24 protein-coding genes are annotated in these 23,822 nt (G+C 53.8%); 9 read left to right on the top strand and 15 right to left on the bottom strand.

Annotated elements, in window-relative coordinates:
• The first annotated feature begins 120 nt into the window (after positions 1-120).
• Positions 121-1,083 carry an IS110 family transposase gene (locus ACLHV9_RS20625; RefSeq protein WP_407220067.1) on the top strand — a complete coding sequence of 321 codons (963 nt, stop codon included), beginning with the start codon at positions 121-123 and terminating at the stop codon, positions 1,081-1,083.
• 65 nt (positions 1,084-1,148) lie between these two features.
• Here ACLHV9_RS20625 and ACLHV9_RS20620 read toward each other — a convergent pair whose 3' ends face one another.
• From ACLHV9_RS20620 to ACLHV9_RS20595, 6 genes are all read right to left on the bottom strand, one after another.
• Positions 1,149-1,487, bottom strand: coding sequence for an endonuclease domain-containing protein (locus ACLHV9_RS20620; protein ID WP_028018388.1), 339 nt, complete (start codon positions 1,485-1,487; stop codon positions 1,149-1,151).
• A 63-nt stretch (positions 1,488-1,550) separates the two neighbouring features.
• On the bottom strand, positions 1,551-2,693 hold the full coding sequence (gene hemW, locus ACLHV9_RS20615; RefSeq protein ID WP_407221033.1) for a radical SAM family heme chaperone HemW: 1,143 nt from the start codon (positions 2,691-2,693) through the stop codon (positions 1,551-1,553).
• Positions 2,686-3,279, bottom strand: coding sequence for an XTP/dITP diphosphatase (locus ACLHV9_RS20610; RefSeq protein ID WP_028018386.1), 594 nt, complete (start codon positions 3,277-3,279; stop codon positions 2,686-2,688). The genes hemW and ACLHV9_RS20610 overlap by 8 nt, the downstream gene beginning before the upstream one ends.
• A 3-nt stretch (positions 3,280-3,282) precedes the next feature.
• Entirely contained in the window at positions 3,283-3,579 is a 297-nt protein-coding gene (yggU, locus tag ACLHV9_RS20605; RefSeq protein ID WP_014885193.1) for a DUF167 family protein YggU, read from the bottom strand.
• The gene (locus tag ACLHV9_RS20600) at positions 3,576-4,142 is read right to left on the bottom strand and encodes a YggT family protein (protein WP_028018384.1); all 567 of its coding nucleotides are present in this window, start codon (positions 4,140-4,142) and stop codon (positions 3,576-3,578) included. The genes yggU and ACLHV9_RS20600 overlap by 4 nt, the downstream gene beginning before the upstream one ends.
• Before the next feature lie 21 nt (positions 4,143-4,163).
• A complete protein-coding gene (locus ACLHV9_RS20595) occupies positions 4,164-4,865 on the bottom strand; it encodes a YggS family pyridoxal phosphate-dependent enzyme (RefSeq protein ID WP_128347279.1) in 702 nt (233 codons plus the stop codon).
• 17 nt (positions 4,866-4,882) lie between these two features.
• On the opposite strand from ACLHV9_RS20595, the gene ACLHV9_RS20590 reads away from it, so the two are divergent.
• Entirely contained in the window at positions 4,883-5,881 is a 999-nt protein-coding gene (locus ACLHV9_RS20590) for a type IV pilus twitching motility protein PilT (RefSeq protein WP_128347280.1), read from the top strand.
• Here ACLHV9_RS20590 and ruvX read toward each other — a convergent pair.
• From ruvX to metK, 8 genes are all read right to left on the bottom strand, one after another.
• On the bottom strand, positions 5,875-6,291 hold the full coding sequence (gene ruvX, locus ACLHV9_RS20585; protein WP_006811925.1) for a Holliday junction resolvase RuvX: 417 nt from the start codon (positions 6,289-6,291) through the stop codon (positions 5,875-5,877). The genes ACLHV9_RS20590 and ruvX overlap by 7 nt on opposite strands.
• On the bottom strand, positions 6,291-6,851 hold the full coding sequence (locus ACLHV9_RS20580) for a YqgE/AlgH family protein (RefSeq protein ID WP_028018381.1): 561 nt from the start codon (positions 6,849-6,851) through the stop codon (positions 6,291-6,293). The genes ruvX and ACLHV9_RS20580 overlap by 1 nt, the downstream gene beginning before the upstream one ends.
• A gap of 87 nt (positions 6,852-6,938) precedes the next feature.
• The gene (gene gshB, locus ACLHV9_RS20575; RefSeq protein WP_028018380.1) at positions 6,939-7,886 is read right to left on the bottom strand and encodes a glutathione synthase; all 948 of its coding nucleotides are present in this window, start codon (positions 7,884-7,886) and stop codon (positions 6,939-6,941) included.
• 19 nt (positions 7,887-7,905) lie between these two features.
• Positions 7,906-8,637, bottom strand: coding sequence for a 16S rRNA (uracil(1498)-N(3))-methyltransferase (gene rsmE / locus ACLHV9_RS20570; protein ID WP_134707921.1), 732 nt, complete (start codon positions 8,635-8,637; stop codon positions 7,906-7,908).
• A 52-nt stretch (positions 8,638-8,689) separates the two neighbouring features.
• Entirely contained in the window at positions 8,690-9,397 is a 708-nt protein-coding gene (endA, locus tag ACLHV9_RS20565; RefSeq protein ID WP_407221032.1) for a deoxyribonuclease I, read from the bottom strand.
• Positions 9,398-9,491: 94 nt separating this feature from the next.
• Positions 9,492-9,989 carry a SprT family zinc-dependent metalloprotease gene (locus tag ACLHV9_RS20560; RefSeq protein WP_028014364.1) on the bottom strand — a complete coding sequence of 166 codons (498 nt, stop codon included), beginning with the start codon at positions 9,987-9,989 and terminating at the stop codon, positions 9,492-9,494.
• Positions 9,990-10,048: 59 nt separating this feature from the next.
• Positions 10,049-11,446 carry a galactose/proton symporter gene (galP, locus tag ACLHV9_RS20555; protein WP_028018377.1) on the bottom strand — a complete coding sequence of 466 codons (1,398 nt, stop codon included), beginning with the start codon at positions 11,444-11,446 and terminating at the stop codon, positions 10,049-10,051.
• A gap of 344 nt (positions 11,447-11,790) precedes the next feature.
• The gene (gene metK, locus ACLHV9_RS20550; RefSeq protein WP_028016974.1) at positions 11,791-12,945 is read right to left on the bottom strand and encodes a methionine adenosyltransferase; all 1,155 of its coding nucleotides are present in this window, start codon (positions 12,943-12,945) and stop codon (positions 11,791-11,793) included.
• Between the two features lie 662 nt (positions 12,946-13,607).
• Here metK and yqgB point away from each other — a divergent pair.
• The 3 genes from yqgB to speB all read left to right on the top strand — a co-directional run bounded on the left by yqgB (position 13,608) and on the right by speB (position 16,856).
• Positions 13,608-13,739: an acid stress response protein YqgB gene (gene yqgB, locus ACLHV9_RS20545; RefSeq protein WP_127312443.1), complete on the top strand. Its 132-nt coding sequence runs from the start codon at positions 13,608-13,610 to the stop codon at positions 13,737-13,739.
• Between the two features lie 8 nt (positions 13,740-13,747).
• Positions 13,748-15,724 (top strand): biosynthetic arginine decarboxylase, encoded by a 1,977-nt coding sequence (gene speA, locus ACLHV9_RS20540; RefSeq protein ID WP_028016973.1) that lies wholly within the window; start codon positions 13,748-13,750, stop codon positions 15,722-15,724.
• 211 nt (positions 15,725-15,935) lie between these two features.
• Positions 15,936-16,856: an agmatinase gene (speB, locus tag ACLHV9_RS20535; protein WP_025757725.1), complete on the top strand. Its 921-nt coding sequence runs from the start codon at positions 15,936-15,938 to the stop codon at positions 16,854-16,856.
• A gap of 86 nt (positions 16,857-16,942) precedes the next feature.
• Here the strand turns inward: speB and ACLHV9_RS20530 are convergent, their stop codons facing one another.
• A complete protein-coding gene (locus ACLHV9_RS20530; RefSeq protein WP_021242066.1) occupies positions 16,943-17,701 on the bottom strand; it encodes a M48 family metallopeptidase in 759 nt (252 codons plus the stop codon).
• A gap of 272 nt (positions 17,702-17,973) precedes the next feature.
• On the opposite strand from ACLHV9_RS20530, the gene tkt reads away from it, so the two are divergent.
• The 4 genes from tkt to fbaA all read left to right on the top strand — a co-directional run bounded on the left by tkt (position 17,974) and on the right by fbaA (position 23,695).
• Positions 17,974-19,965, top strand: coding sequence for a transketolase (tkt, locus tag ACLHV9_RS20525; protein ID WP_049004948.1), 1,992 nt, complete (start codon positions 17,974-17,976; stop codon positions 19,963-19,965).
• Between the two features lie 325 nt (positions 19,966-20,290).
• Positions 20,291-21,310 (top strand): erythrose-4-phosphate dehydrogenase, encoded by a 1,020-nt coding sequence (epd, locus tag ACLHV9_RS20520; RefSeq protein WP_028016971.1) that lies wholly within the window; start codon positions 20,291-20,293, stop codon positions 21,308-21,310.
• 49 nt (positions 21,311-21,359) lie between these two features.
• Positions 21,360-22,523 (top strand): phosphoglycerate kinase, encoded by a 1,164-nt coding sequence (pgk, locus tag ACLHV9_RS20515; protein ID WP_028016970.1) that lies wholly within the window; start codon positions 21,360-21,362, stop codon positions 22,521-22,523.
• Positions 22,524-22,615: 92 nt separating this feature from the next.
• Positions 22,616-23,695 carry a class II fructose-bisphosphate aldolase gene (gene fbaA, locus ACLHV9_RS20510; RefSeq protein WP_028016969.1) on the top strand — a complete coding sequence of 360 codons (1,080 nt, stop codon included), beginning with the start codon at positions 22,616-22,618 and terminating at the stop codon, positions 23,693-23,695.
• Positions 23,696-23,822: the final 127 nt, after the last annotated feature.

Raw genomic sequence — 23,822 nt, 5'->3', positions numbered from 1 at the left:
GAGAGATTATGCCCCGGTAACCCGTTTCCCTGTCGCCTCAAGACCGAACGGTATCCTGTGCCCTGAGCACCCACATATAAGGATGGTCCGGCGATATTATTCATAAGGTTACGGAGTGCCATGATGAATCTTGTCCCTGTCGGCGTTGATATTGCCAAACTCAAATTTGATGTTGCTGTCCTGCTGCCAAATCAGAAGTACAAAACCAAAAAATTCTCTAATACGTCTGCCGGATGCCGTGAATTCCTGAACTGGCTGGCACGTTTTGGCGACTGCCACGTCTGCATGGAAGCAACAGGTTGCTACAGCACTGAACTGGCCACCCTGCTGGCCGATAATGGCTGCTGCGTCAGCCTTGAAAACCCGGCACGTATCCATGCGTTCGCAAGCACTGAACTGACCCGCAATAAAACGGACAAAAGCGACGCGGCGCTGATAGCACGCTACTGCGCCCTGCATCAGCCCGCCCCCTGGCATCCTGCTCCGCTGAGCGAACGGCAACTGACAGCTCTGGTGCGCCACCTGCGTAACCTGGAAGAGATGCGTCAGATGGAGATAAATCGTCTTGAAGCAGCGGATGAAGTCATTGTTCCTTCCCTGAATGAACACGTTGCGATGCTGGAGGAACTGATTGAAGAAACGCACAAGAAAATCAACCGGCACATCGATGACAACCCGGATCTGAAGCGGGACCGGGAGCTACTGAAGAGTATCCCCGGAATAGGAGACATGCTGAGTGTGAGCCTGCTGGCGTTCGCAGGTAACCTGCGACGGTTCAGCGACAGCAAAGCTCTGGTGGCATACGCCGGTCTGAATCCGCGTCGTTGTGAGTCAGGGATGTGGAAAGGAAAAAGCAGGCTGTCGAAAGTGGGCCATGCAGAGCTACGCAGCGCACTGTATATGCCAGCGATTGTGGCAGGAAGATGCAATGAGGTGGTGAAAAACCTGATGGACAGGCTTGCAGCCCGGGGAAAGACAGGAAAAGAACGAGTATGTGCCGGAATGAGGAAATTACTGCAACTGGCTTATGGTGTGGTGAAATCCGGGCATGAATTTAATGCTGAAATACCGCTTGCCGGATAACCGGCAAGACGGTATCTCTCCCCTGGGGAGAGGGAGTAAGAGTTCCCTCTCCCCAGGGGAGAGGGTTAGGGTGAGGGCATCAGGCATTGCAGTCGTTGAAGAATGATATTTAACACTTCTTCTTCGTTAACGCGAAATTCATTATTCCAGAACCGCACAACCTCCCAACCGTTAGTTTTCAAATACGCAGTCCGCAGCTGATCGTAGGCCTCTTCGTCCTGATGTTGCCCCCCATCCAGCTCAATAATCAGTTTCGCCTTAAAGCAGGCAAAATCGACGATATACGCGCCAATCGGCATCTGGCGGCGAAACTTATACCCAAAGAAACGACGACCTCGAAGCAAATACCAGAGGCGTAATTCTTCGGGCGTCATTTGTTTACGAAGTTGTTTTGATTTTTCCATCCCCACACTCTGCCAGCCTTTCCCTCAGCTGGCAGAACGGGATGCAAAATCCTGAATCAGCCTTCAGGGATCTTCAGCGAGGAACAGCTCAAGAAGAGAGTTTAAGAACAGTTTGCCGTGCTCGGTGATTTGCCAGTATTCATCACACTCGGTCAGATACCCCTGCGCCAGCGCTTCGTCAATCTGCGGACGAATCACCGCTTCCGACAGGCCGGTGTAGAGTTCGAACTCTTTACGCGGCGCGGCTTCCAGCAGGCGGAAGCGGTTCATAAAGAACTCAAACGGCTTATCCGCCGCCTCGACGTCGTGCTGACGCTCCAGGTAGCGGCCTTCCATATACCCGCGCGGGTGGCGGGTTTTGGCCGTACGCAGAATACGCCCGTCCGGGAACGTCACTTTACCGTGAGCGCCGCAGCCAATCCCCAGATAGTCGCCAAAGCGCCAGTAGTTCAGGTTGTGCTGACACTGGTAGCCCGGCTTCGCGTACGCGGACGTTTCATACTGCTGGTAGCCCGCAGCGGTCAGAAGCTGATGGCCCTGCTCGAAGATATCCCACAGCGCGTCGTCATCCGGCAGTACCGGAGGGCGGGAACCAAACAGCGTGTTTGGCTCAATGGTGAGCTGGTACCAAGAAAGATGCGGTGGGTTCAGCTCAATCGCCTGGCGTAAATCGTCCAGCGCCTCGTCCAGCGACTGGTCCGGCAGGCCGTGCATCAAATCAAGGTTAAAGCTGCGCAGGCCCAGGCCTGTCGCCAGCTTTGCCGCACGCTTCGCCTCTTCCGGGCCGTGAATGCGCCCCAGACGTTTTAACTTCGGTTCGCTAAAGCTCTGCACGCCGATGGAGATACGGTTAACGCCCGCACGTTGATAATCGACAAAACGGTCAGCCTCAACAGTGCCGGGGTTGGCTTCCATCGTGATTTCAGCATCAGCTGCCAGGTTCAGGCGAGCACGCACGCCGTCCAGCAGCGTTTGCATCGCCGGACCTGACAGCAGGCTCGGTGTACCGCCACCAATAAAAATGGTCTTAACTTCACGTCCCTGTGCGTAAGGTACATCGGTATCCAGGTCGGCCAGCAGATGTGCAACGTAGTCATCGTGTGGCACTTCACCTTTCAGCGCGTGCGAGTTGAAATCGCAGTACGGACATTTCTGCACGCACCACGGGATGTGAATATAAAGACTCAGAGGTGGCAAATTAGCCATTACGTAACGCTTCCAGTAACAATTTCAGTGCGCGTCCACGGTGGGATATCGCGCTTTTCTCTTCACGGGTCAGTTCCGCCGCGGTTTTACCCTCAGACGGGACAAAGAAAATCGGGTCATAACCAAAGCCGCCATTGCCTGCTGCTTCACGGGTAATCACACCCGGCCAGCTACCGTGGCAGACGATGGGGGTTGGGTCTTCCGCATGACGCATATACACCAGCACACAGTGGAACTGCGCGGTACGCTGTTCGGCAGGCACATCTTTCAGTGCAACAAGCAGCTTTTCCAGATTCTGCTGGTCGGTTGCATCTACGCCAGAATAGCGCGCGGAGTAGATCCCCGGCGCGCCACCGAGAAAATCCACGGCAAGACCGGAATCATCGGCAATTGCGGGCAGGCCCGTTATCTGCGAGGCATGGCGCGCTTTCAGGATCGCGTTTTCGATAAACGTCAGGCCTGTCTCTTCGGCGGAATCAACACCGAGTTCGGTCTGGGCAACCACATCCAGCCCAAAATCATTTAATAGCGAGGCCAGCTCGCGTACTTTACCGGCATTACCGGTCGCGAGAACAACTTTCTGCATGGTTTAGTCCTGTTCTGTCAGAGCCGCGACTTCCGTCGGGATAGATTGCGGGTTGAGGATTTTTACCTGTTTATGCCGCCCAAGTTCGCCTTTTTCGATGATGACCTGGCTTTTCGCCACGCGAAACTGTTTTGCCAGATATTTGGTCAAATGCGCGTTCGCCTGGCCGTCAACGGGTGGGGCAGTGATGGCGACTTTTAACTCGTCGCCATGCAGTCCAACAATACTGTCGCGGCTGGCTTTCGGCTGAATATACAGCCGCAAAACCAGCCCGTCAGCGCAGGTGCTTACTGCGCTCATAGCGCCATCCACAGCCCCGGCAGCAGCATATCGCCCGTGGACTGTAACAGCTCTGCGATGCCCATGTTGATCACGTAGAGCAGCAGAACCAGGATCATTGGGGAAAAATCGATGCCGCCCATAGACGGAAGCAGGTTACGGATCGGGCGCAGCAGAGGTTCGGCCAGTTGCATCAGCGCGTACTCCACCGGGCTACGACCCTGGCTCACCCAGCTCATGATTGCCATGACCAGCAGCACCCAGAAGATCAGCAGACCGACGGTTTTAATCAGAATCAATACCGCTGCAATCCAGATAATCGGCTGGAAGGTGATGACCATAAACAGCACAATCGCTTTGATAATGCTCAGAATAAACGCCACCAGCACAGAAGCGCTGTCGATGGGACCCATTGCCGGGATAATACGACGCAGCGGTCCGACAACAGGCTGCGTGATTTTCACGACAAACTGCGAGAATGGGTTGTAAAAATCAACACGGGCCCACTGCATCCAGACGCGCAGCAAAAGCGCCATCGTATACAGCTCAATGACCGTTGAGAGCAGGAAAGTCAACGTCTTCATGGCGTTCCTCAGGTTTCCTTATTATTTTGAGTAGTCGCGCGCACCGAAAATTGCCGTACCGATGCGCACCATAGTGCTGCCTGCCGCGATGGCGGCTTCCATATCATCCGACATGCCCAGAGAAAGCGTGTCTACCGTTTGATAGCGCGATTTAAGCGCCTCAAATGCTACAGCCATTTGCTGTGCCACGGCAAACTGCCTTTCATAACTTGACTCAGGCGCCGGTATTGCCATCAGCCCACGCAGGGTTAAACGCGGCAATGCGGCGACTTCAGCCGCCAGCGCATCCAGTTCGTCCAGAGTAATGCCGGACTTGCTGTTTTCGTCACTGATGTTGACCTGAATCAGCACATTAAGAGCGGACATTTCAGCCGGACGCTGCTCGTTCAGGCGGGTAGCGATGCGCAGACGGTCAATGGTATGACACCAGTCGAAGTGTTCAGCGACCAGTCGGCTTTTGTTCGACTGCAGTGGACCAATAAAGTGCCATTGCAGATCCGTAACCCCCTGTTCCTGGAAGTCGCGAATTTTATCCACGCCTTCCTGCACATAGTTTTCGCCAAACGCCCGCTGGCCAGCATCAATTGCTTCTGCGATGGCGCTCGCAGGCTTAGTTTTGCTGACTGCAAGTAACGTAATTTCTTCTGAAGCACGGCCGCAACGTGTTGCTGCAGCTGAGATTTTGTCCCGGACCTGTGCCAGGTTATGCGCAATGTCGTTCATTTTCCGAGGAGTAGTCTATGGATGTGGAAGAAATTGTGGCCCTTAGTGTAAAGCATAACGTCTCCGATCTACACCTGTGCAGTGATTCACCACCCCGATGGCGCAGATTAGGCCGTCTTGAACCGGCACCGTTTCCGCCCCCTGATGTTGAGTCACTGCTAAAAGCGTGGCTCAACGATGAACAGCAAGGAGCATGGTGGGCAAACGGACAAGTGGATTTTGCCGTAACCATTGCAGGAGGCCAGCGTTTGCGCGGTAGTGCCTTTAAACAGATGAAAGGGGTCTCTGTGACGCTACGGCTGTTGCCGCGAAGCTGTCCGCAACTCTCTTCGCTGGGGGTACCACGGGCTGTGCCGGAACTGCTAACGAACGACAACGGATTGATTCTGGTCACGGGGGCAACCGGCAGCGGCAAATCCACCACGCTGGCGGCGATGGTCGATTTTCTCAACCGCAATACTGACGGCCATATCCTGACGCTCGAAGATCCGGTGGAGTTTATGTACCAGAGTGAACGCTGCCTGATACAGCAGCGAGAAATTGGCCAGCACAGTCCGTCATTCGCCGAGGCGCTACGTAGCGCGTTACGCGAGGATCCTGACATTATTCTGCTGGGGGAACTGCGCGACAGCGAAACGATCCGCCTGGCGCTGACGGCGGCTGAAACCGGGCATCTGGTGCTGGCAACATTGCATACGCGCGGTGCATCCCAGGCGATTGAACGGCTGGTCGATACGTTCCCGGCTCAGGAGAAAGATCCGGTGCGTAATCAACTGGCCGGCAGCCTGCGGGCGGTGCTGGCGCAAAAGCTACTCCCTGATTTACAGGGTGGGCGCGTGGCGCTGTATGAGCTACTGGTGAATACCGCTGCCGCGGCGAATCTCATTCGTGAAGGAAAAACATGGCAATTGCCCGGCATCATTCAAACCGGTCAACAAACGGGGATGCAGAACTTTGACCAGAGCCTGGCAGAGAGGCGGGCACAGGGGCGACTTCAGGCTCCCTGTGCTCAGTAGCCCTGTTCGAAATAGCTTTCGAGAATGATGACGGCAGAAGCAGAATCTACGCTGCCTTTGTTGAGCGCCCGGAAGCCCCCGTGCTCAAAAAGACCCGCACGCGCTTCGACAGTGCTAAGACGCTCGTCGTGAAGCTTTACAGAAACGCCGAAGCGGCCATGGATTTTATTGGCAAACTTCCGCGCCCGGGCGGTCAGTGGCTGCTCTGTACCATCCATATTCAGCGGTAGTCCAACGATAACATCATCCGGCTGCCACTCTTTGAGCAGACGCTCAATCAGATTCCAGTCAGGCGTGCCGTCGTTGGCCTTCAGAGCCGTTAGCGGACGGGCAGTGCCCGTGATGCGCTGACCCACGGCGACACCGATGCTTTTCGTACCAAAATCGAAGGCCAGAAGTGTTCCACTCATCAGGCATGCCCCGCTACGCCAGGCATGGTCAGAATATCAATGCCAATCAGTTTCGCCGCCTCACGCCAGCGATCGGCGATAGGGGTTTTAAACAGGATATTCATGTCCGCAGGTGCCGTAAGCCAGGCGTTATCGAGAAGCTCTTGCTCAAGCTGACCTTTTTCCCATGACGAGTAGCCCAGCGCCACCAGTACTTCAGAAGGCTGCTCTGCAGTTCCCAGCGTTTCGAGCACGTCGCGTGAGGTTGTGATGACGGTATTATCAGAGATTCGAATACTGGAAGAGAACTCAGGCGGCGTGTGCAGGATAAAACCACGATCTTCTGCAAGCGGTCCGCCCAGCATCACCGGTTTATCAAGCCGGATTTCCGGCAGGCGCGCTTCAGCCGAAATTTTCAGCTTTTCCAGAATCCCCTCAACCTGGAGGTTTTCCAGCGGTTTGTTGATGATGATACCCATCGCACCGTCTTCGTTGTATTCGCAAATATAAACCACGGCGCGGCGAAAAATCGGATCCTGGAGAGCAGGCATGGCAATAAGAAAGTGATGCTGTAAATTCATTGTCAGAGGTACTGTTTCCTGGTTTAAAAAGCGACAGCACCCAGTATGCGGACAAACTGTGGGGCTGTCACTAATAGTATTAGTAAGTTATTTCTGGATACGTTTCTCGATCGCGTCCATCAGCATTCCGGTAATCGAAATCGGGAATTCCGCTTCGATTTCACGAATGCAGGTCGGGCTGGTAACGTTCACTTCGGTCAGGCGGTCGCCAATGATATCCAGACCCACAAAAATCAGACCTTTGGCTTTAAGCGTCGGGCCGACACGGCGGGCAATTTCCCAGTCGCTTTCTGTCAATGGACGCGGCTCGCCGCGGCCACCTGCCGCCAGGTTGCCACGGGTTTCTCCACCCTGCGGAATACGTGCAAGGCAGTAAGGAACCGGTTCGCCATCCACGACCAGAACACGTTTATCCCCATCTTTAATGGCCGGAAGGTAGTTCTGGGCCATGCAGTAACGGGTGCCGAGTTCGGTCAGCGTTTCGGCAATCACGCCAATATTCGGGTCGCTTTCTTTCACGCGGAAGATTGACGCACCACCCATCCCATCCAGCGGTTTCATGATGATATCGCCGTGCTTCTGCCAGAATTCCTTCAGCTGCGCTTTGCTGCGGGTCACCAGGGTTTCCGGCGTCAGGTCAGAGAACCAGGCGGTGTAGAGCTTCTCGTTACAGTCGCGCAGGCTCTGCGGTTTGTTGACGATCAGAGTGCCTTTCTCTTCGGCACGCTCAAGAATGTAGGTGCAGTAGATGTATTCGGTGTCGAACGGCGGATCTTTACGCATCAGGATGACGTTCAGATCGGCAAGCGCAATATCCTGCTCGGTGCCGAATTCATACCATTTGTCGTAGTTCTGCTCGACGTTAACGATGCGGGTGCGCGCGCGAGCTTCACCGTTGATCAGGTAAAGATCGTTCATCTCCATGTAGTGGAGTTCATAGCCACGACGCTGCGCTTCCAGCAGCATTGCGAAGCTGGAATCTTTCTTGATATTGATGTTTGCGATGGGGTCCATCACGATGCCGAGCTTGATCATGTTCTTCTCCGTTAATGCTTCAACCCAGATCGCCAAACCGTACCTGTAGCGCGGTAATGGCCGTGAGTGCCGTTGTCTCAGTGCGCAGAACGCGAGGTCCCAACAGAATATCAGTAAACTGGTAACGTGCCGTCATCGCAATTTCGTCGGCCGACAGGCCACCTTCCGGGCCAATCAACAGGCGTACGCGCTCAACGGGCAGCGGCAGCGTATTGATGCTGGCGCTGGCGCGCGGATGAAGATTGAGCTTCAGCCCACTGTCCTCTTCTGCACACCAGTCCTCCAGATCCATCGCCGGGCGGATCTCCGGAATACGGTTGCGGCCACTCTGTTCACAGGCCGCAATAGCGATTTTCTGCCACTGCTGGATCTTTTTGTTCAGACGTTCCGCATCCAGTTTAACGCCACAGCGCTCAGAAAAAAGTGGCGTAATGAGGCTTACACCCAGTTCAATCGATTTCTGGATGGTAAATTCCATCTTTTCACCGCGCGACATTACCTGGCCTAAATGAATATGCAGCGGCGATTCACGGTCATCCACTTCGCCACGCAGCACATTTACGTGGACACTTTTCTTATCCGCGCGTGTGATTTCGGCGTCGAAAACCTGATTAGAGCCGTCAAATAGCTGTATGGCCTGGCCAGCACCCATGCGCAGCACGCGGCCAACGTGGTTGGCGGCTTCATCAGACAGGGCGATTTCGCAGCCTGCGGTAATCAGTTCAGGGTGGTAGATGCGAGGGATGCGCATAGTCAGAAATTCCATTAGTCATGCGATGTAAGCGAATTGCCGCTAGTGTAGGTTAGCTCTTTTGCGCCTGGCAAGCCCGCTGGACATAAGGGTTATGATTCCCCTGAACTTTAGCGATACGCTCATCACGCTGGCATTCCCACTCCGTCACCGGGTATTGCTTGTCCCATGCATTGAACAGCTGGGTTTGCTGGCGCGAAAGGTTGAGGTCGTAACGGTCACGCATATAGAAGTAGGTGCGGGCGATACTGCCGCGCGCGCGGGCTGGGGGCTCGGCTACTTTCTCTTTGAAATCAACCTTCATACCGCACTGTCCGTACTGGCCTTCGCCACCGTTCCACTGGCTGTACATAAAATTACCGCGGTCGCCGTTCACTTCACCCACGGCGGGTTGCAGGTTATGCATATCGCTTTCCATCTGGCGATAAACCGGGTCGCTGGCGCAGTTTTTACGTCCGCCATCCTGCCAGCACTGACGCTGGTGGCCAAACTGCCATGCTGGCACAACATGTTCCCATTCGATGCGGCTGGCGCGATTCTCGTTTTTACGCACTTTATAGCCGCAGGACTCCAGGTCAACGACCCCTTTTTTACCCTGCCAGTTAATTTTACAGCCGCAGTAGAAATCGCCCGGTACATCGGCGTTCACCTTCACACCTGCTGCCTTGGCCTGGGAAAAACTGTTGATACCGTCGGCCAGAGCATGGCCTGAGAGCGCCGTCGCCAGAAAAGCGACCGCGAGAGAGAAATTACGGGACATCTTACACTCCGTGTCAAAACGAGCCCGCAACGTAACGAATGTTGTTCCTGTATGCAATCAGTCAGATCAGGAAAGTTCCTGAAAGTTCAGCTGATTATTCCGCGATCAGCGGCTCTCCGCATTTGACGCAGCGGTAGGTTGCCTCGCCGCGCACCACGCGATTGTGACGGCGAACGGTGAGCTGATGCTGCTGACACTGGCAGCGGTAAGGGAAGGTATTGCGGCGAACAGACTCGAGCTCGAACTGATGGGTTCTGCGAGCCGGAACGCCGAGCACGGCTTCCATCATCCATTTCCACTCTTTTCCGTGGGGCGCGACGCGGCCAAAGTGTTTCCACACCAGAAGATGGGCCAGCTCGTGCGGAACCACTTCCTCGATAAACGCCTGTTGGTTTTCCATCATTAGCACCGGGTTAAGGCGGATCTCGTAAGACTCCAGCCACGCTGTGCCCGCTGCGGTTCCACGCTGCTGGTAGACGAGTTTGGGTTCAGGATAATTGCGGCCGAGCTTCAGGTTCGCCTGGGCGAGTTTTTCCCGCAGGCTGCGCATGACGGCTTGCTGGATGGCAATGGGGAGACGGGGTGCTTTCATAGGGGCAGAGCATAAAACGCGAAGCGGGGAGGTGCAAGGGGCACCTCCCCGTGAGGGGATTAGTCGTGGGCGCCGATTTCGCGCAGCGGACGACCTTTCATCAGGTTACGTTCTATATGTTCCAGCGAAACGTGTTTGGTTTCTGGAACCAGCCAGATAGTCAGAACAATAAAGAACAGGTTCAGACCGGAGTAAATCCAGAATGTGTTGGCATTCCCCAGACTGTTGAGCATTGTCAGGAAGGTTGCGCCGACAATCATGTTTGCCACCCAGTTGGTCGCAGTTGAGCAGGTGATACCAAAATCACGCCCTTTCAGTGGCTGAATTTCGGAGCATAGCACCCAGATCAGCGGGCCGGCACTCATCGCAAACCCGACGATAAACATCAGCAGCATACCTACCGCGAAGTACTGGGCTGTTGGTGAGTGAATACCCACATGCATCATTGTACCGAGGACGCCCATACCGGCCGCCATCACCAGGAAGCCCAGCGTCAGCGTTGGCTTACGTCCCCAGCGATCAACCAGGCCGATGGCGATAAAGGTCGCCAGCACGTTGGTCAGACCCACGATGACGGTACCCCACATCTGCTCGGTGGTGTTGGTGTAACCCGCCAGTTCAAAGATTTTTGGCGCGTAGTACATGATGACGTTCATCCCGGTGAACTGCTGCATCACTTGCAATAACACGCCCAGGAATACGGCGCGACGGAAGTTACTGTTCTCTTTAAACAGCGCCCAGCCGGACTGTTTCACCTTCAGGCTTTCGCGGATCTCTTCCAGCTCGTTTTTCGCTTCTGCGCTGGTATCACGCAGGCGCAGCAGCACGCGTTCTGCATCAACGAAGCGGCGTTTGGCGGCAAACCAGCGCGGGCTGTCCGGCAGGAAGAAAACACCAATCAGCAACAGAATTGCCGGGATGATGATCACGCCGAGCATCCAGCGCCATGCGCCGCTGTAGCTGAATGCGGTATCGGAAAGGTAGGCCCCCAAAATACCGATGGTGATCATCAGCTGGTACATGGAAATCATACTGCCACGGATTTTCTCAGGGGCGATTTCTGACAGGTAAAGCGGGGCGGTATAAGAGGCAACGCCCACGGCGAGGCCCAGCAACACGCGGGAGACCAGCAGGACCTCTACGTTTGGTGCCGCCGCCGAGAACAGTGAACCGGCCACGAACAGAATAGCGCCGATCATCAGGCTTTTTTTACGGCCCAGTTTGAACGAGAGCCAGCCGCTGCCAACCGCACCAACCGCTGCACCGAACATCATGGAGCTCACCACCCATTCCTGAGTGTGGGCACTTATTTGAAACTCATCGGTGATGAAGGGGAGCGCGCCGGCAATCACGCCGATATCCAGGCCAAAGAGTAATCCTGCCAGGGCTGCGAGGAAGCAGACGAAGAAAGTCATCGCCTTGTTGGACGTACGCCCCTGTTTTTTATTGTCAGGCATTATGCCCTCCAGTTGGGTTATCAGTTTTATTGATATTAAGGTTAGGTGAGCGACCCGCAAAAATATGTGAGATAAATCACAATGGTGTAATCGGTTACACTGGCTTGTAACCGTCAATAAAATTAACGCTTTGAAAATATAGAGGAAAATTTGGTGAGGCGCATCGCGAAAGACGACATTTCAGACTTAACTGAAACGAGATGTAACAGCAGAAGAAAGGCGATCATGCAAAGAGATTTTTCTGAAATCGGGGCATATCCAGTGTGGTGTAATCGATACCATTATCTCTAAAATGCAAAAGGCCAGCACGAAGGCTGGCCTTTTAAACAACAACTGTCAGTCGATTATTTCAGACCGGCAGCTTCACGCAGCAGAGCGGCTTTGTCGGTTTTTTCCCATGGGAAATGTTCACGACCAAAGTGACCGTATGCCGCGGTTTCTTTGTAGATTGGGTGCAGCAGATCCAGCATCTGGATCAGGCCGTATGGACGCAGGTCGAAGAACTCGCGCACCAGCAGCGTCAGCTGTTCTGAAGGGACTTTCTCAGTACCGAAGGTTTCAACCATGATGGAGGTTGGTTCAGCTACACCGATAGCGTAGGACACCTGGATCTCACAACGATCGGCCAGACCTGCAGCAACGATGTTTTTCGCAACATAACGTGCAGCATACGCCGCAGAGCGGTCAACTTTTGATGGATCTTTACCAGAGAACGCACCGCCACCGTGACGCGCCATGCCGCCGTAGGTATCAACGATGATTTTACGACCGGTCAGACCGCAGTCACCCATTGGGCCGCCGATAACAAAGCGTCCGGTTGGGTTGATGAAGAATTTGGTTGCAGAGCTCAGCCATTCGGTCGGCAGAACCGGCTTGATGATCTCTTCCATCACTGCTTCTTGCAGGGATTTCTGATCGATATCTTCGGAATGCTGGGTAGACAGAACCACCGCGTCAATCCCGACGATTTTGCCGTCGTCATACTGGAAGGTCACCTGGCTTTTTGCATCCGGGCGCAGCCACGGCAGGGTGCCGTTTTTACGCACTTCAGCCTGACGCTGCACCAGACGGTGTGCGTAGGTCACAGGTGCTGGCATCAGCACGTCGGTTTCATTGGTTGCATAGCCGAACATCAGGCCCTGGTCGCCCGCGCCCTGTTCCAGTGGATCGGCACGATCAACGCCCTGGTTGATGTCTGGAGACTGTTTACCAATTGCGCTCAGTACCGCACAGGAGTTGGCATCAAAGCCCATATCAGAATGCACATAGCCGATCTCACGCACCGTGTTACGGGTGATCTCTTCGATATCAACCCATGCGCTGGTGGTGATCTCACCGCCAACCAGAACCATGCCGGTTTTGACATAGGTTTCACACGCTACGCGCGCTTTAGGATCCTGGGTCAGGATCGCGTCCAGCACTGCATCGGAGATTTGGTCAGCAATTTTATCAGGATGTCCTTCTGATACGGACTCGGACGTAAACAGGTGTTTTGCCATGTTTTATTTCACCTAAGAGGAATTTGGTTAGCTCAAGCTGCTGTGTGGATTAGCCAAAGGAGATAATTCTACCAAGGCCTGCAGGTTTTTGACACTGGCAGTATGAGTGTTAATCAGTATAGATGGATTAACATCTGGACGTCTATTTTAGGTCACTTCTTCACCCGATTTCCAGTTTTTTTTGACTAACCTCTCACTCAGTTGAAATTACGGCTGGCAATAATTCCTGACGGCCCTGGCAACACGCACATTTATCTTTTGCTTTTTACCCCTGTTCTCGGTATAAAACGCGGCGCGCGGCTCATACAAAAAAGCGCTCGATGAACTCATCGTGTCGCCACTTCCAGCCGGGTTAAGCAGTGAACTTTTAGCTTTGGCTTGTGGTCCGTTTCAGCAGAGGCGGCCGTGGAGGTGATACGAGATAATGAACCATCGTTTTCCGCTAATTCAGCGCAGCCGTTCTGGCGCGCATTTGATTCCCGCAACCCGCATTTCTAGTCTGCAAACCTGCCGATGTTATACCCATCTCGGCGCTTCTCAGGATTCCAGGGCCGGTCACGCTTTGTGAAAACTGAACAAGGGCGCTCTTGTTAATACAAGAGTTTTCTCGTGGTTTCGCCGAACCTTGTCATACAGAGTTCGGATACGTGTTTTACAATGATATGAATAAGAAACCGGTCGCACGGTCTGGATTTCAGCATACTCTGCTGGGAAACGGAGCCGTTTATGGGTTGTTATCGCCGTATAACGCTGCGATAGTAGTCAACTGTTTTACACTTAATACAAAGAGTTGAGGTTCGCTATGTCTGACGACATGTCTTCTTTTTCGCCTTCGTCAGCGGGCGAACAGGGTGTACTACGTTCTATGCAGGAGGTTGCGATGAGCTCCCAGGAAGCCAGCAAGATGCTGCGCACTTACAATATTGCCTGGTGGGGCAATAACTACTACGACGTCAACGAACTGGGCCACATCAGCGTTTGCCCGGACCCTGACGTCCCTGAAGCGCGCGTGGATCTCGCCAAACTGGTGAAAGCCCGCGAAGCTCAGGGTCAGCGTTTGCCTGCACTGTTCTGCTTCCCGCAGATCCTGCAACACCGCTTGCGTTCGATTAACGCCGCGTTCAAACGTGCGCGTGAATCCTACGGTTATAAAGGCGACTATTTCCTGGTTTACCCGATCAAGGTGAACCAGCACCGCCGCGTGATTGAATCGCTAATCCACTCCGGCGAACCGCTGGGCCTGGAAGCTGGTTCAAAAGCAGAACTGATGGCCGTGCTGGCGCATGCGGGCATGACCCGTTCGGTTATCGTCTGTAACGGCTATAAAGACCGTGAATATATTCGTCTGGCGCTGATTGGCGAAAAGATGGGTCATAAGGTCTATCTGGTTATCGAGAAGATGACCGAAATCGCTATTGTGCTGGAAGAAGCCGAGCGTCTGAACGTGATCCCACGCCTCGGTGTGCGTGCGCGTCTGGCCTCTCAGGGGTCTGGTAAATGGCAGTCCTCCGGTGGCGAAAAATCCAAGTTCGGCCTGGCGGCGAACCAGGTACTGCAACTGGTGGAGATCCTGCGCGAGCGCGGTCGTCTGGACAGCATTCAGCTGCTGCACTTCCACCTCGGTTCGCAGATGGCCAACATTCGCGACATCGCGACAGGCGTACGTGAGTCAGCGCGTTTCTACGTTGAGCTGCACAAGCTTGGCGTGAATATTCAGTGCTTTGACGTGGGTGGCGGCCTGGGCGTGGACTATGAAGGCACGCGTTCTCAGTCTGACTGCTCTGTGAACTACGGCCTGAACGAATATGCTAACAACATCATCTGGGCGATTGGCGATGCGTGTGAAGAACACGGTTTGCCGCATCCGACGGTGATCACTGAATCCGGCCGTGCAGTAACCGCGCACCATACTGTGCTGGTGTCCAACATTATCGGCGTAGAGCGTAGCGAAATTTCCGAAGCCACGCCGCCGCAGGATGATGCGCCTCGTTCCCTGCAAAATATGTGGGAAACCTGGCAGGAGATGCACGAACCGGGCACGCGCCGTTCCCTGCGCGAGTGGCTGCACGACAGCCAGATGGATCTGCACGATATTCATGTTGGCTACTCTTCAGGTAACTTTAGCCTGCAGGAGCGCGCGTGGGCCGAACAGCTCTATCTGAACATGTGTCATGAAGTGCAGAAACAGCTCGACCCGAGCAACCGCGCGCACCGTCCGATTATCGACGAGCTGCAGGAACGTATGGCGGACAAGATTTACGTCAACTTCTCCCTGTTCCAGTCGATGCCGGATGCATGGGGTATCGATCAGTTGTTCCCGGTTCTGCCGCTGGAAGGGTTGAACCATGCTCCGGAACGTCGAGCGGTGCTGCTCGACATCACCTGTGATTCCGACGGCGCTATCGACCACTACGTGGATGGCGATGGTATTGCGACCACCATGCCAATGCCGGAATACGACCCTGAGAACCCGCCAATGCTGGGCTTCTTCATGGTCGGGGCATACCAGGAGATCCTCGGTAACATGCACAACCTGTTCGGTGATACCGAAGCGGTTGACGTGTTTGTCTTCCCGGATGGCAGCGTGGAAGTGGAGCTGTCTGACGAAGGGGATACAGTGGCGGACATGCTGGAATACGTTCAGCTGGATCCGAAAACGTTGCTCACCCAGTTCCGCGACCAGGTGAAAAATACCGGTCTTGACGAAACATTGCAGCAGCAGTTCCTGGAAGAGTTTGAAGCGGGTCTGTACGGGTACACCTACCTGGAAGACGAGTAAGGTAAATCTCCCTTTCCCTATGGGAGAGGGGCGGGGTGAGGGCATCAGACCGCACAATGCCCTATACTCTCTTGAACCCGTATGAATTAGCGGCGATAATTCGCCCCAATATGCTATTTACGAATCCATCCCTTCCTCGTCGGGTTTAACGACGCGGAGGGGATTTTTTTTCATCTGTTTTTAATGAATCGACTTTAAAAGAGGTCAGGACATGAGCACTTTAGGTCATCAGTACGATAACTCTCTGGTATCTAACGCGTTTGGTTTTTTACGCCTTCCGATGAACTTCCAGCCGTACGACAGCGATGCCGACTGGGTTATCACTGGCGTGCCATTTGATATGGCAACCTCCGGTCGTGCCGGTGGGCGTCATGGCCCGGCGGCGATCCGTCAGGTATCGACTAATCTGGCCTGGGAGCACAACCGCTTCCCGTGGAACTTTGACATGCGCGAGCGTCTGAACGTGGTGGACTGCGGTGACCTGGTGTACGCCTTCGGCGACGCGCGTGAGATGAGCGAAAAGCTCCAGGCGCACGCCGAGAAGCTGCTGGCAGCAGGTAAGCGTATGCTTTCCTTCGGTGGTGACCACTTCGTGACCCTGCCGCTGCTGCGCGCCCATGCCAAGCACTTCGGTAAAATGGCGCTGGTGCACTTTGATGCACATACCGACACTTATGCGAACGGCTGTGAGTTTGACCACGGCACCATGTTCTTCACCGCGCCAAACGAAGGCCTTATCGATCCAAACCACTCCGTGCAGATCGGTATTCGTACTGAGTTCGATAAAGATAACGGCTTTACCGTGCTGGACGCCTGCCAGGTAAACGATCGCGGTGTTGATGACATCATCGCGCAGGTGAAGCAGATTGTGGGCGACATGCCGGTCTACCTGACCTTCGATATCGATTGCCTGGATCCGGCGTTTGCACCAGGTACCGGTACCCCGGTGATCGGCGGCCTGACCTCTGACCGTGCCATCAAACTGGTTCGTGGTCTGAAAGATCTGAACATCGTCGGGATGGACGTGGTGGAAGTGGCTCCGGCTTACGATCAGTCCGAAATTACTGCTCTGGCTGCGGCGACGCTGGCACTGGAAATGCTTTACATCCAGGCGGCGAAAAAAGGCGAGTAAGTTTAGCGGTTAAGTAAAAGCCCTCACCAACTGGTGAGGGCTTTTTTGTGCTTTTGAAAAGGAGGCACAACAGCCTCCTTCTGAAATTATTTAATTCCGTCTGCGGCCATACGGTCGCGAATATGCTGCGCGCGCTCTTCTGAGGCTGGGTGATCATCAAACATTGAGCTTTGACGTCCTGCTTCCAGTTTGGCCAGTTTTTCGAAGCTGGTGGCTAAACCTGATGGATTAATGCCACGTTTGCGCAACAGATCGTAGGAGTAGTCATCCGCTTCGGACTCCTGACGCTGGGAGAACTGAGAATTAACCAGCTTTTCTCCGACATCGCCAAGCTGAGACTGCGACAGGCTACCAACAATACCGCCCGCTGAAGCCGCCGCTGCGCGAATGGCGTTGGTGCCTAAGGCAACCTGCATCCCTTTCTTCACGTGACCGAGTGCAACGTGGCCCATTTCATGGCCGATCACCGCTTCAACTTCGTTGTCGGTCATCATATCCATCAGCCCGCTATAGACGCGTATACAACCGTTCGCCATCGCGAAAGCGTTCACGTCTTTGGCCATGTAAACCTTGTAGTTTACCGGCTGGCCATTGATGTTATCGCCCAGCGCGGAAGCAATCTTATTCAGACGCTGCGTGTAGGTACTGTTAGCTGGGGCAAGTGTGGCTTTTCCGTCCATATCTTTACAGGCCTGGTCGCTCAGCGCTTTTACCTGCGCGTCGCTCAGGGAATAAGCCTGAAAAGCTTCTGCGCCTGAGGTCATCAGGCCGTTAGAATCCATATTCTGACAGCCGCTCAGCAGGAGCGTTGTTCCCAGGGCCAGCACTATTGCACGCATTTTCATGAGGTTGCTTCCGTACTCGTTAATCTGAATAAAATCCGAAAAGTACACCGGCAACGAAGCCGGGGTCGGGCTAAGTATAAGGAATATCTACGGGGCCGGGCGAGCAGATTGCGCAACATGCGAGCATGATCCAGAGATTTCTTAAGCTGCAAAAGAATGCTCCATGTACATGGCATGCCGCTTGGGTTACATTGTTGGCACTTTTTTCCGGCGTAGCCCAAAACGCGCTGTCGTCAAGGGCATGGCCTTTAACAGTCCGATCTGGAGTTAAAATGTCCTCACGTAAAGAGCTTGCTAATGCTATTCGTGCGCTGAGCATGGACGCAGTACAGAAAGCCAAATCCGGCCACCCAGGGGCCCCTATGGGTATGGCTGATATCGCCGAAGTCCTGTGGCGTGATTTCCTGAACCACAACCCGCAGAACCCGGCATGGGCTGACCGCGACCGTTTCGTGCTGTCCAACGGCCACGGCTCTATGCTGATCTATAGCCTGCTGCACCTCACTGGCTACGATCTGCCAATTGAAGAGCTGAAAAACTTCCGTCAGCTGCACTCCAAAACTCCAGGTCACCCGGAAGTGGGTTACACCGCTGGTGTTGAAACCACGACCGGTCCACTGGGCCAGGGTATTGCGAACGCTGTGGGTATGGCGATTGCTGAGAAGACCCTGGCGGCGCAGTTCAACCGTCCTGGCCACGACATCGTAGACCACTTCACCTACGCGTTCATGGGTGATGGCTGCATGATGGAAGGCATTTCTCACGAAGTGTGCTCCCTGGCGGGTACCCTGAAACTGGGCAAACTGGTTGCGTTCTACGACGACAATGGTATCTCCATTGACGGTCACGTTGAGGGCTGGTTCACCGATGACACCGCTAAACGTTTTGAAGCCTATGGCTGGCACGTTGTGCGTGGTGTTGATGGCCACGATGCTGACTCGATTAAACGTGCAGTAGAAGAAGCGCGCGCTGTCACTGACAAACCATCCCTGCTGATGTGCAAAACCATTATCGGCTTCGGTTCACCGAACAAAGCCGGTACCCACGATTCCCACGGTGCGCCACTGGGCGACGCGGAAATTGCACTGACGCGCGAAGCGCTGGGCTGGAAACACCCGGCATTCGAAATCCCATCTGACATTTATGCTCAGTGGGATGCCAAAGAAGCAGGTCAGGCGAAAGAAGCCGCATGGAACGAGAAGTTCGCGGCGTATGCTAAAGCCTTCCCACAGGAAGCTGCTGAGTTCACCCGTCGCATGAAAGGCGATATGCCGTCTGACTTCGATGCGAAAGCGAACGAGTTCATCGCTAAGCTGCAGGCGAACCCATCTAAAATCGCCAGCCGTAAAGCGTCTCAAAATGCGATTGAAGCATTTGGCCCACTGTTGCCTGAATTCCTGGGCGGTTCTGCTGACCTGGCGCCTTCTAACCTGACCCTGTGGTCCGGTTCTAAAGCGATCAATGAAGATACTGCCGGTAACTACATCCATTATGGTGTACGTGAATTCGGTATGACGGCAATTGCTAACGGTATCTCCCTGCACGGTGGTTTCCTGCCGTATACCTCTACCTTCCTGATGTTCGTAGAGTACGCACGTAACGCCGTACGTATGGCTGCGCTGATGAAACAGCGTCAGGTGATGGTCTATACCCACGACTCCATCGGTCTGGGCGAAGATGGTCCAACTCACCAGCCGGTAGAGCAGGTGGCTTCTCTGCGTGTGACTCCGAACATGAGCACATGGCGTCCATGTGACCAGGTTGAATCCGCAGTGGCGTGGAAATACGGTGTTGAGCGTCAGGATGGCCCAACCGCACTGATCCTCTCCCGCCAGAACCTGGCACAGCAGGATCGTACTCCAGAGCAGCTGGCGAATATCGCTCGCGGTGGTTATGTGCTGAAAGATTGTGCAGGTCAGCCTGAACTGATCTTCATCGCTACCGGTTCTGAAGTTGAGCTGGCTGTTGCGGCATGGGACAAACTGTCTGCCGAAGGCGTTAAAGCGCGTGTGGTCTCCATGCCGTCTACCGATGCGTTCGACAAGCAGGATGCTGCATACCGCGAGTCCGTACTGCCTAAAGCGGTTACTGCTCGTGTGGCGGTGGAAGCGGGTATTGCTGACTACTGGTTCAAATATGTGGGCCTGAATGGCGCAATCGTCGGTATGACCACCTTCGGTGAGTCTGCACCGGCAGAGCTGCTGTTCGAAGAGTTCGGCTTCACCGTTGAGAACGTTGTAGCGAAAGCGAAAGAACTGCTGTAATCGCCGTTTTGCCCGGTGGCGCTACGCTAACCGGGCTTACAAATGGCTCGAAAGTAGGCCGGGTAAGCGCTAGCGCGCCACCCGGCTTTTTTGTTGTCATTATTCCACCTAAAATGTGACGCAAGTCATATAGCTCGCTTATTCATCTGGACAGACATTCCTTTTATTCCCCGATTCGCTTATTCTTGCTGAAGCGTTTCAGTCGATTAAATGTTCGACAATTGACCAATCAATCGCAGTTTGTGACAGCAAGGATTCCCCTTCGGGCGTAGCTGGATTACTCTTTCAGCCACCTCAAACCCAGGGATAGCTTTGCAGGAGATCTATGACCGTACGCGTAGCGATTAATGGCTTCGGTCGCATCGGACGTAATGTGGTTCGTGCTTTGTATGAATCCGGACGTCGGGCGGAAATAACCGTGGTGGCAATCAATGAACTGGCGGATGCTACGGGCATGGCGCATTTGTTGAAATATGACACCAGCCACGGACGCTTTGCCTGGGATGTGCGCCAGGAAAGAGATCAGCTTTTTGTCGGTGATGACGCTATTCGTGTGCTGCATGAGAACAGCATTACCGGGCTACCCTGGCGTGAATTGGGTGTGGATGTGGTGCTTGACTGTACCGGCGTGTATGGCAACCGCGGACATGGCGAAGCCCATCTGGCAGCAGGTGCGAAAAAAGTCCTGTTCTCTCATCCCGGCAGCAACGATCTCGACGCGACCGTCGTGTTTGGCGTCAACCAGCATGAGCTGCAAGCTGAACATCGCATTGTCTCCAACGCCTCCTGTACCACTAACTGCATTATTCCGGTCATTAAACTGTTAGACGATGCATATGGCATTGAATCCGGTACGGTGACCACGATTCACTCCGCCATGCACGACCAGCAGGTGATCGACGCCTACCATCCGGATTTACGACGCACTCGCGCGGCGAGCCAGTCAATCATTCCGGTGGACACAAAACTGGCTGCAGGGATCACACGTATTTTCCCGCAGTTTAATGACCGTTTTGAAGCGATTGCCGTGCGCGTTCCGACGATTAACGTCACTGCAATTGATCTTAGTGTGACGGTGAAAAAACCGGTAAAAGCCTGTGAAGTCAACATGTTGCTGCAAAAAGCGGCACAGGGTGCATTTCATGGTATAGTTGACTATACGGAATTGCCGTTGGTCTCAGTAGATTTTAACCACGACCCGCACAGCGCCATCGTTGATGGCACTCAAACGCGCGTCAGTGGCGCACACCTTATCAAGACGCTGGTCTGGTGTGATAACGAATGGGGCTTTGCTAACCGAATGCTCGACACTACGTTAGCAATGGCCGCTCAAGGTTTCAGGTAAGACGCATCGTGCGTCTGCAAAACTTTAAGAATCAACGAGAGGATTCACCATGTCTGTAATTAAGATGACCGATCTGGATCTGGCTGGTAAACGCGTTTTCATCCGTGCTGATCTGAACGTACCGGTTAAAGAGGGTAAAGTGACCAGCGACGCGCGTATCCGTGCATCTCTGCCAACCATCGAACTGGCTCTGAAGCAGGGCGCTAAAGTGATGGTAACCTCCCACCTGGGTCGTCCAACCGAAGGCGAGTACAACGAAGAGTTCTCTCTGCTGCCAGTTGTTAATTACCTGAAAGACAAACTGTCCAACCCGGTTCGCCTGGTGAAAGATTACCTGGACGGCGTTGAAGTTGCTGCCGGTGAGCTGGTTGTTCTGGAAAACGTTCGCTTCAACAAAGGCGAGAAGAAAGACGACGAAACACTGTCCAAAAAATACGCTGCACTGTGCGACGTATTCGTAATGGATGCTTTCGGTACTGCTCACCGTGCGCAGGCTTCTACCCACGGTATCGGTAAATTTGCAGACGTAGCCTGTGCAGGTCCTCTGCTGGCTGACGAACTGGAAGCGCTGGGTAAAGCACTGAAAGAACCAGCTCGTCCAATGGTTGCTATCGTTGGTGGTTCTAAAGTTTCTACCAAGCTGACCGTTCTGGACTCCCTGTCTAAAATTGCTGACCAGCTGATCGTTGGCGGTGGTATCGCGAACACCTTCGTTGCTGCTCAAGGTCACAACGTGGGTAAATCCCTGTACGAAGCAGACCTGGTTGACGAAGCTAAACGCCTGCTGAGCACCTGTGATATTCCAGTTCCAACAGATGTTCGTGTTGCTACTGAGTTCTCTGAAACTGCAACGGCGACCCTGAAGTCTGTAAACGACATCAAAGACGAAGAGCAAATTCTGGACCTGGGCGACGTTTCTGCACAGAAACTGGCTGAAATCCTGAAAAACGCAAAAACTATCCTGTGGAATGGTCCTGTTGGCGTGTTCGAATTCCCGAACTTCCGCAAAGGGACTGAAATCGTTGCTAACGCTATTGCAGACAGCGAAGCGTTTTCTATCGCAGGTGGTGGTGACACACTGGCGGCAATCGACCTGTTCGGTATCGCTGACAAGATCTCCTACATCTCCACTGGTGGCGGTGCATTCCTCGAATTCGTGGAAGGCAAAGTACTGCCAGCAGTAGCAATGCTCGAAGAGCGCGCTAAGAAGTAAGCCATTCAAGGGCAGGGAAACCTGCCCAATTTTCAGCGCGCTTTTAAGAGCTCGCACCTTTTCTAACGGCCGAAGATACAGGACTAAGCAACATGTCTAAAATTTTTGATTTCGTAAAACCTGGCGTTATCACTGGTGATGACGTACAGAAAGTGTTCCAGGTAGCTAAAGAAAACAACTTCGCTCTGCCAGCAGTTAACTGCGTAGGTACCGACTCCATCAACGCCGTACTGGAAGCCGCTGCAAAAGTTAAAGCACCGGTTATCGTTCAGTTCTCTAACGGCGGTGCTGCGTTCATCGCTGGTAAAGGCGTGAAAACTGACGTTCCTCAGGGTGCTGCAATCCTGGGTGCTATCTCTGGTGCGCACCACGTACACCAGATGGCTGAACACTACGGTGTTCCAGTTATCCTGCACACTGACCACTGCGCGAAGAAACTGCTGCCGTGGATCGACGGTCTGCTGGACGCGGGTGAAAAACACTTCGCTGCTACCGGTAAGCCACTGTTCTCTTCTCATATGATCGACCTGTCTGAAGAGTCACTGCACGAAAACATCGAAATTTGCTCCAAATACCTGGCGCGCATGGCCAAAATGGACATGACCCTGGAAATCGAACTGGGTTGCACCGGTGGTGAAGAAGACGGCGTGGACAACAGCCACATGGACGCTTCTGCACTGTACACCCAGCCAGAAGACGTTGATTACGCTTACACCGAGCTGAGCAAAATCAGCCCACGCTTCACCATTGCAGCGTCCTTCGGTAACGTGCACGGCGTTTACAAACCAGGTAACGTGGTTCTGACCCCAACTATCCTGCGTGATTCTCAGGAATATGTGTCTAAGAAACACAACCTGCCGCACAACAGCCTGAACTTCGTCTTCCACGGCGGTTCCGGTTCTTCTGCTCAGGAAATCAAAGATTCCGTAAGCTACGGTGTAGTGAAAATGAACATTGATACCGATACCCAGTGGGCTACCTGGGACGGTATTCTGCAGTACTACAAAACTAACGAAGCTTACCTGCAGGGCCAGCTGGGCAACCCGAAAGGCGAAGACCAGCCGAACAAGAAATACTACGATCCACGCGTATGGCTGCGCGCAGCGCAGACTTCCATGGTGACCCGTCTGGAGCAGGCTTTCAAAGAACTGAACGCGGTTGACGTTCTGTAATTTGAGCTGCTAACAGCATCTGAAGGCCCGCAAATGCGGGCCTTTTTTTATGCTTTTTCAAGAACCTGCTATACAGGTTTTTGTGATCTGTTTGGCAAAACCGGTGCTTTTTGTTTACCCTTTACTG

This window comes from Enterobacter sp. CPE_E890 (assembly GCF_046521475.1).
Taxonomy (GTDB): Bacteria; Pseudomonadota; Gammaproteobacteria; order Enterobacterales; family Enterobacteriaceae; genus Enterobacter; species Enterobacter adelaidei.
The sequence above is the reverse complement of the archived record's forward strand: the minus strand, read 5'-3'. Positions and strand labels throughout refer to the sequence as shown.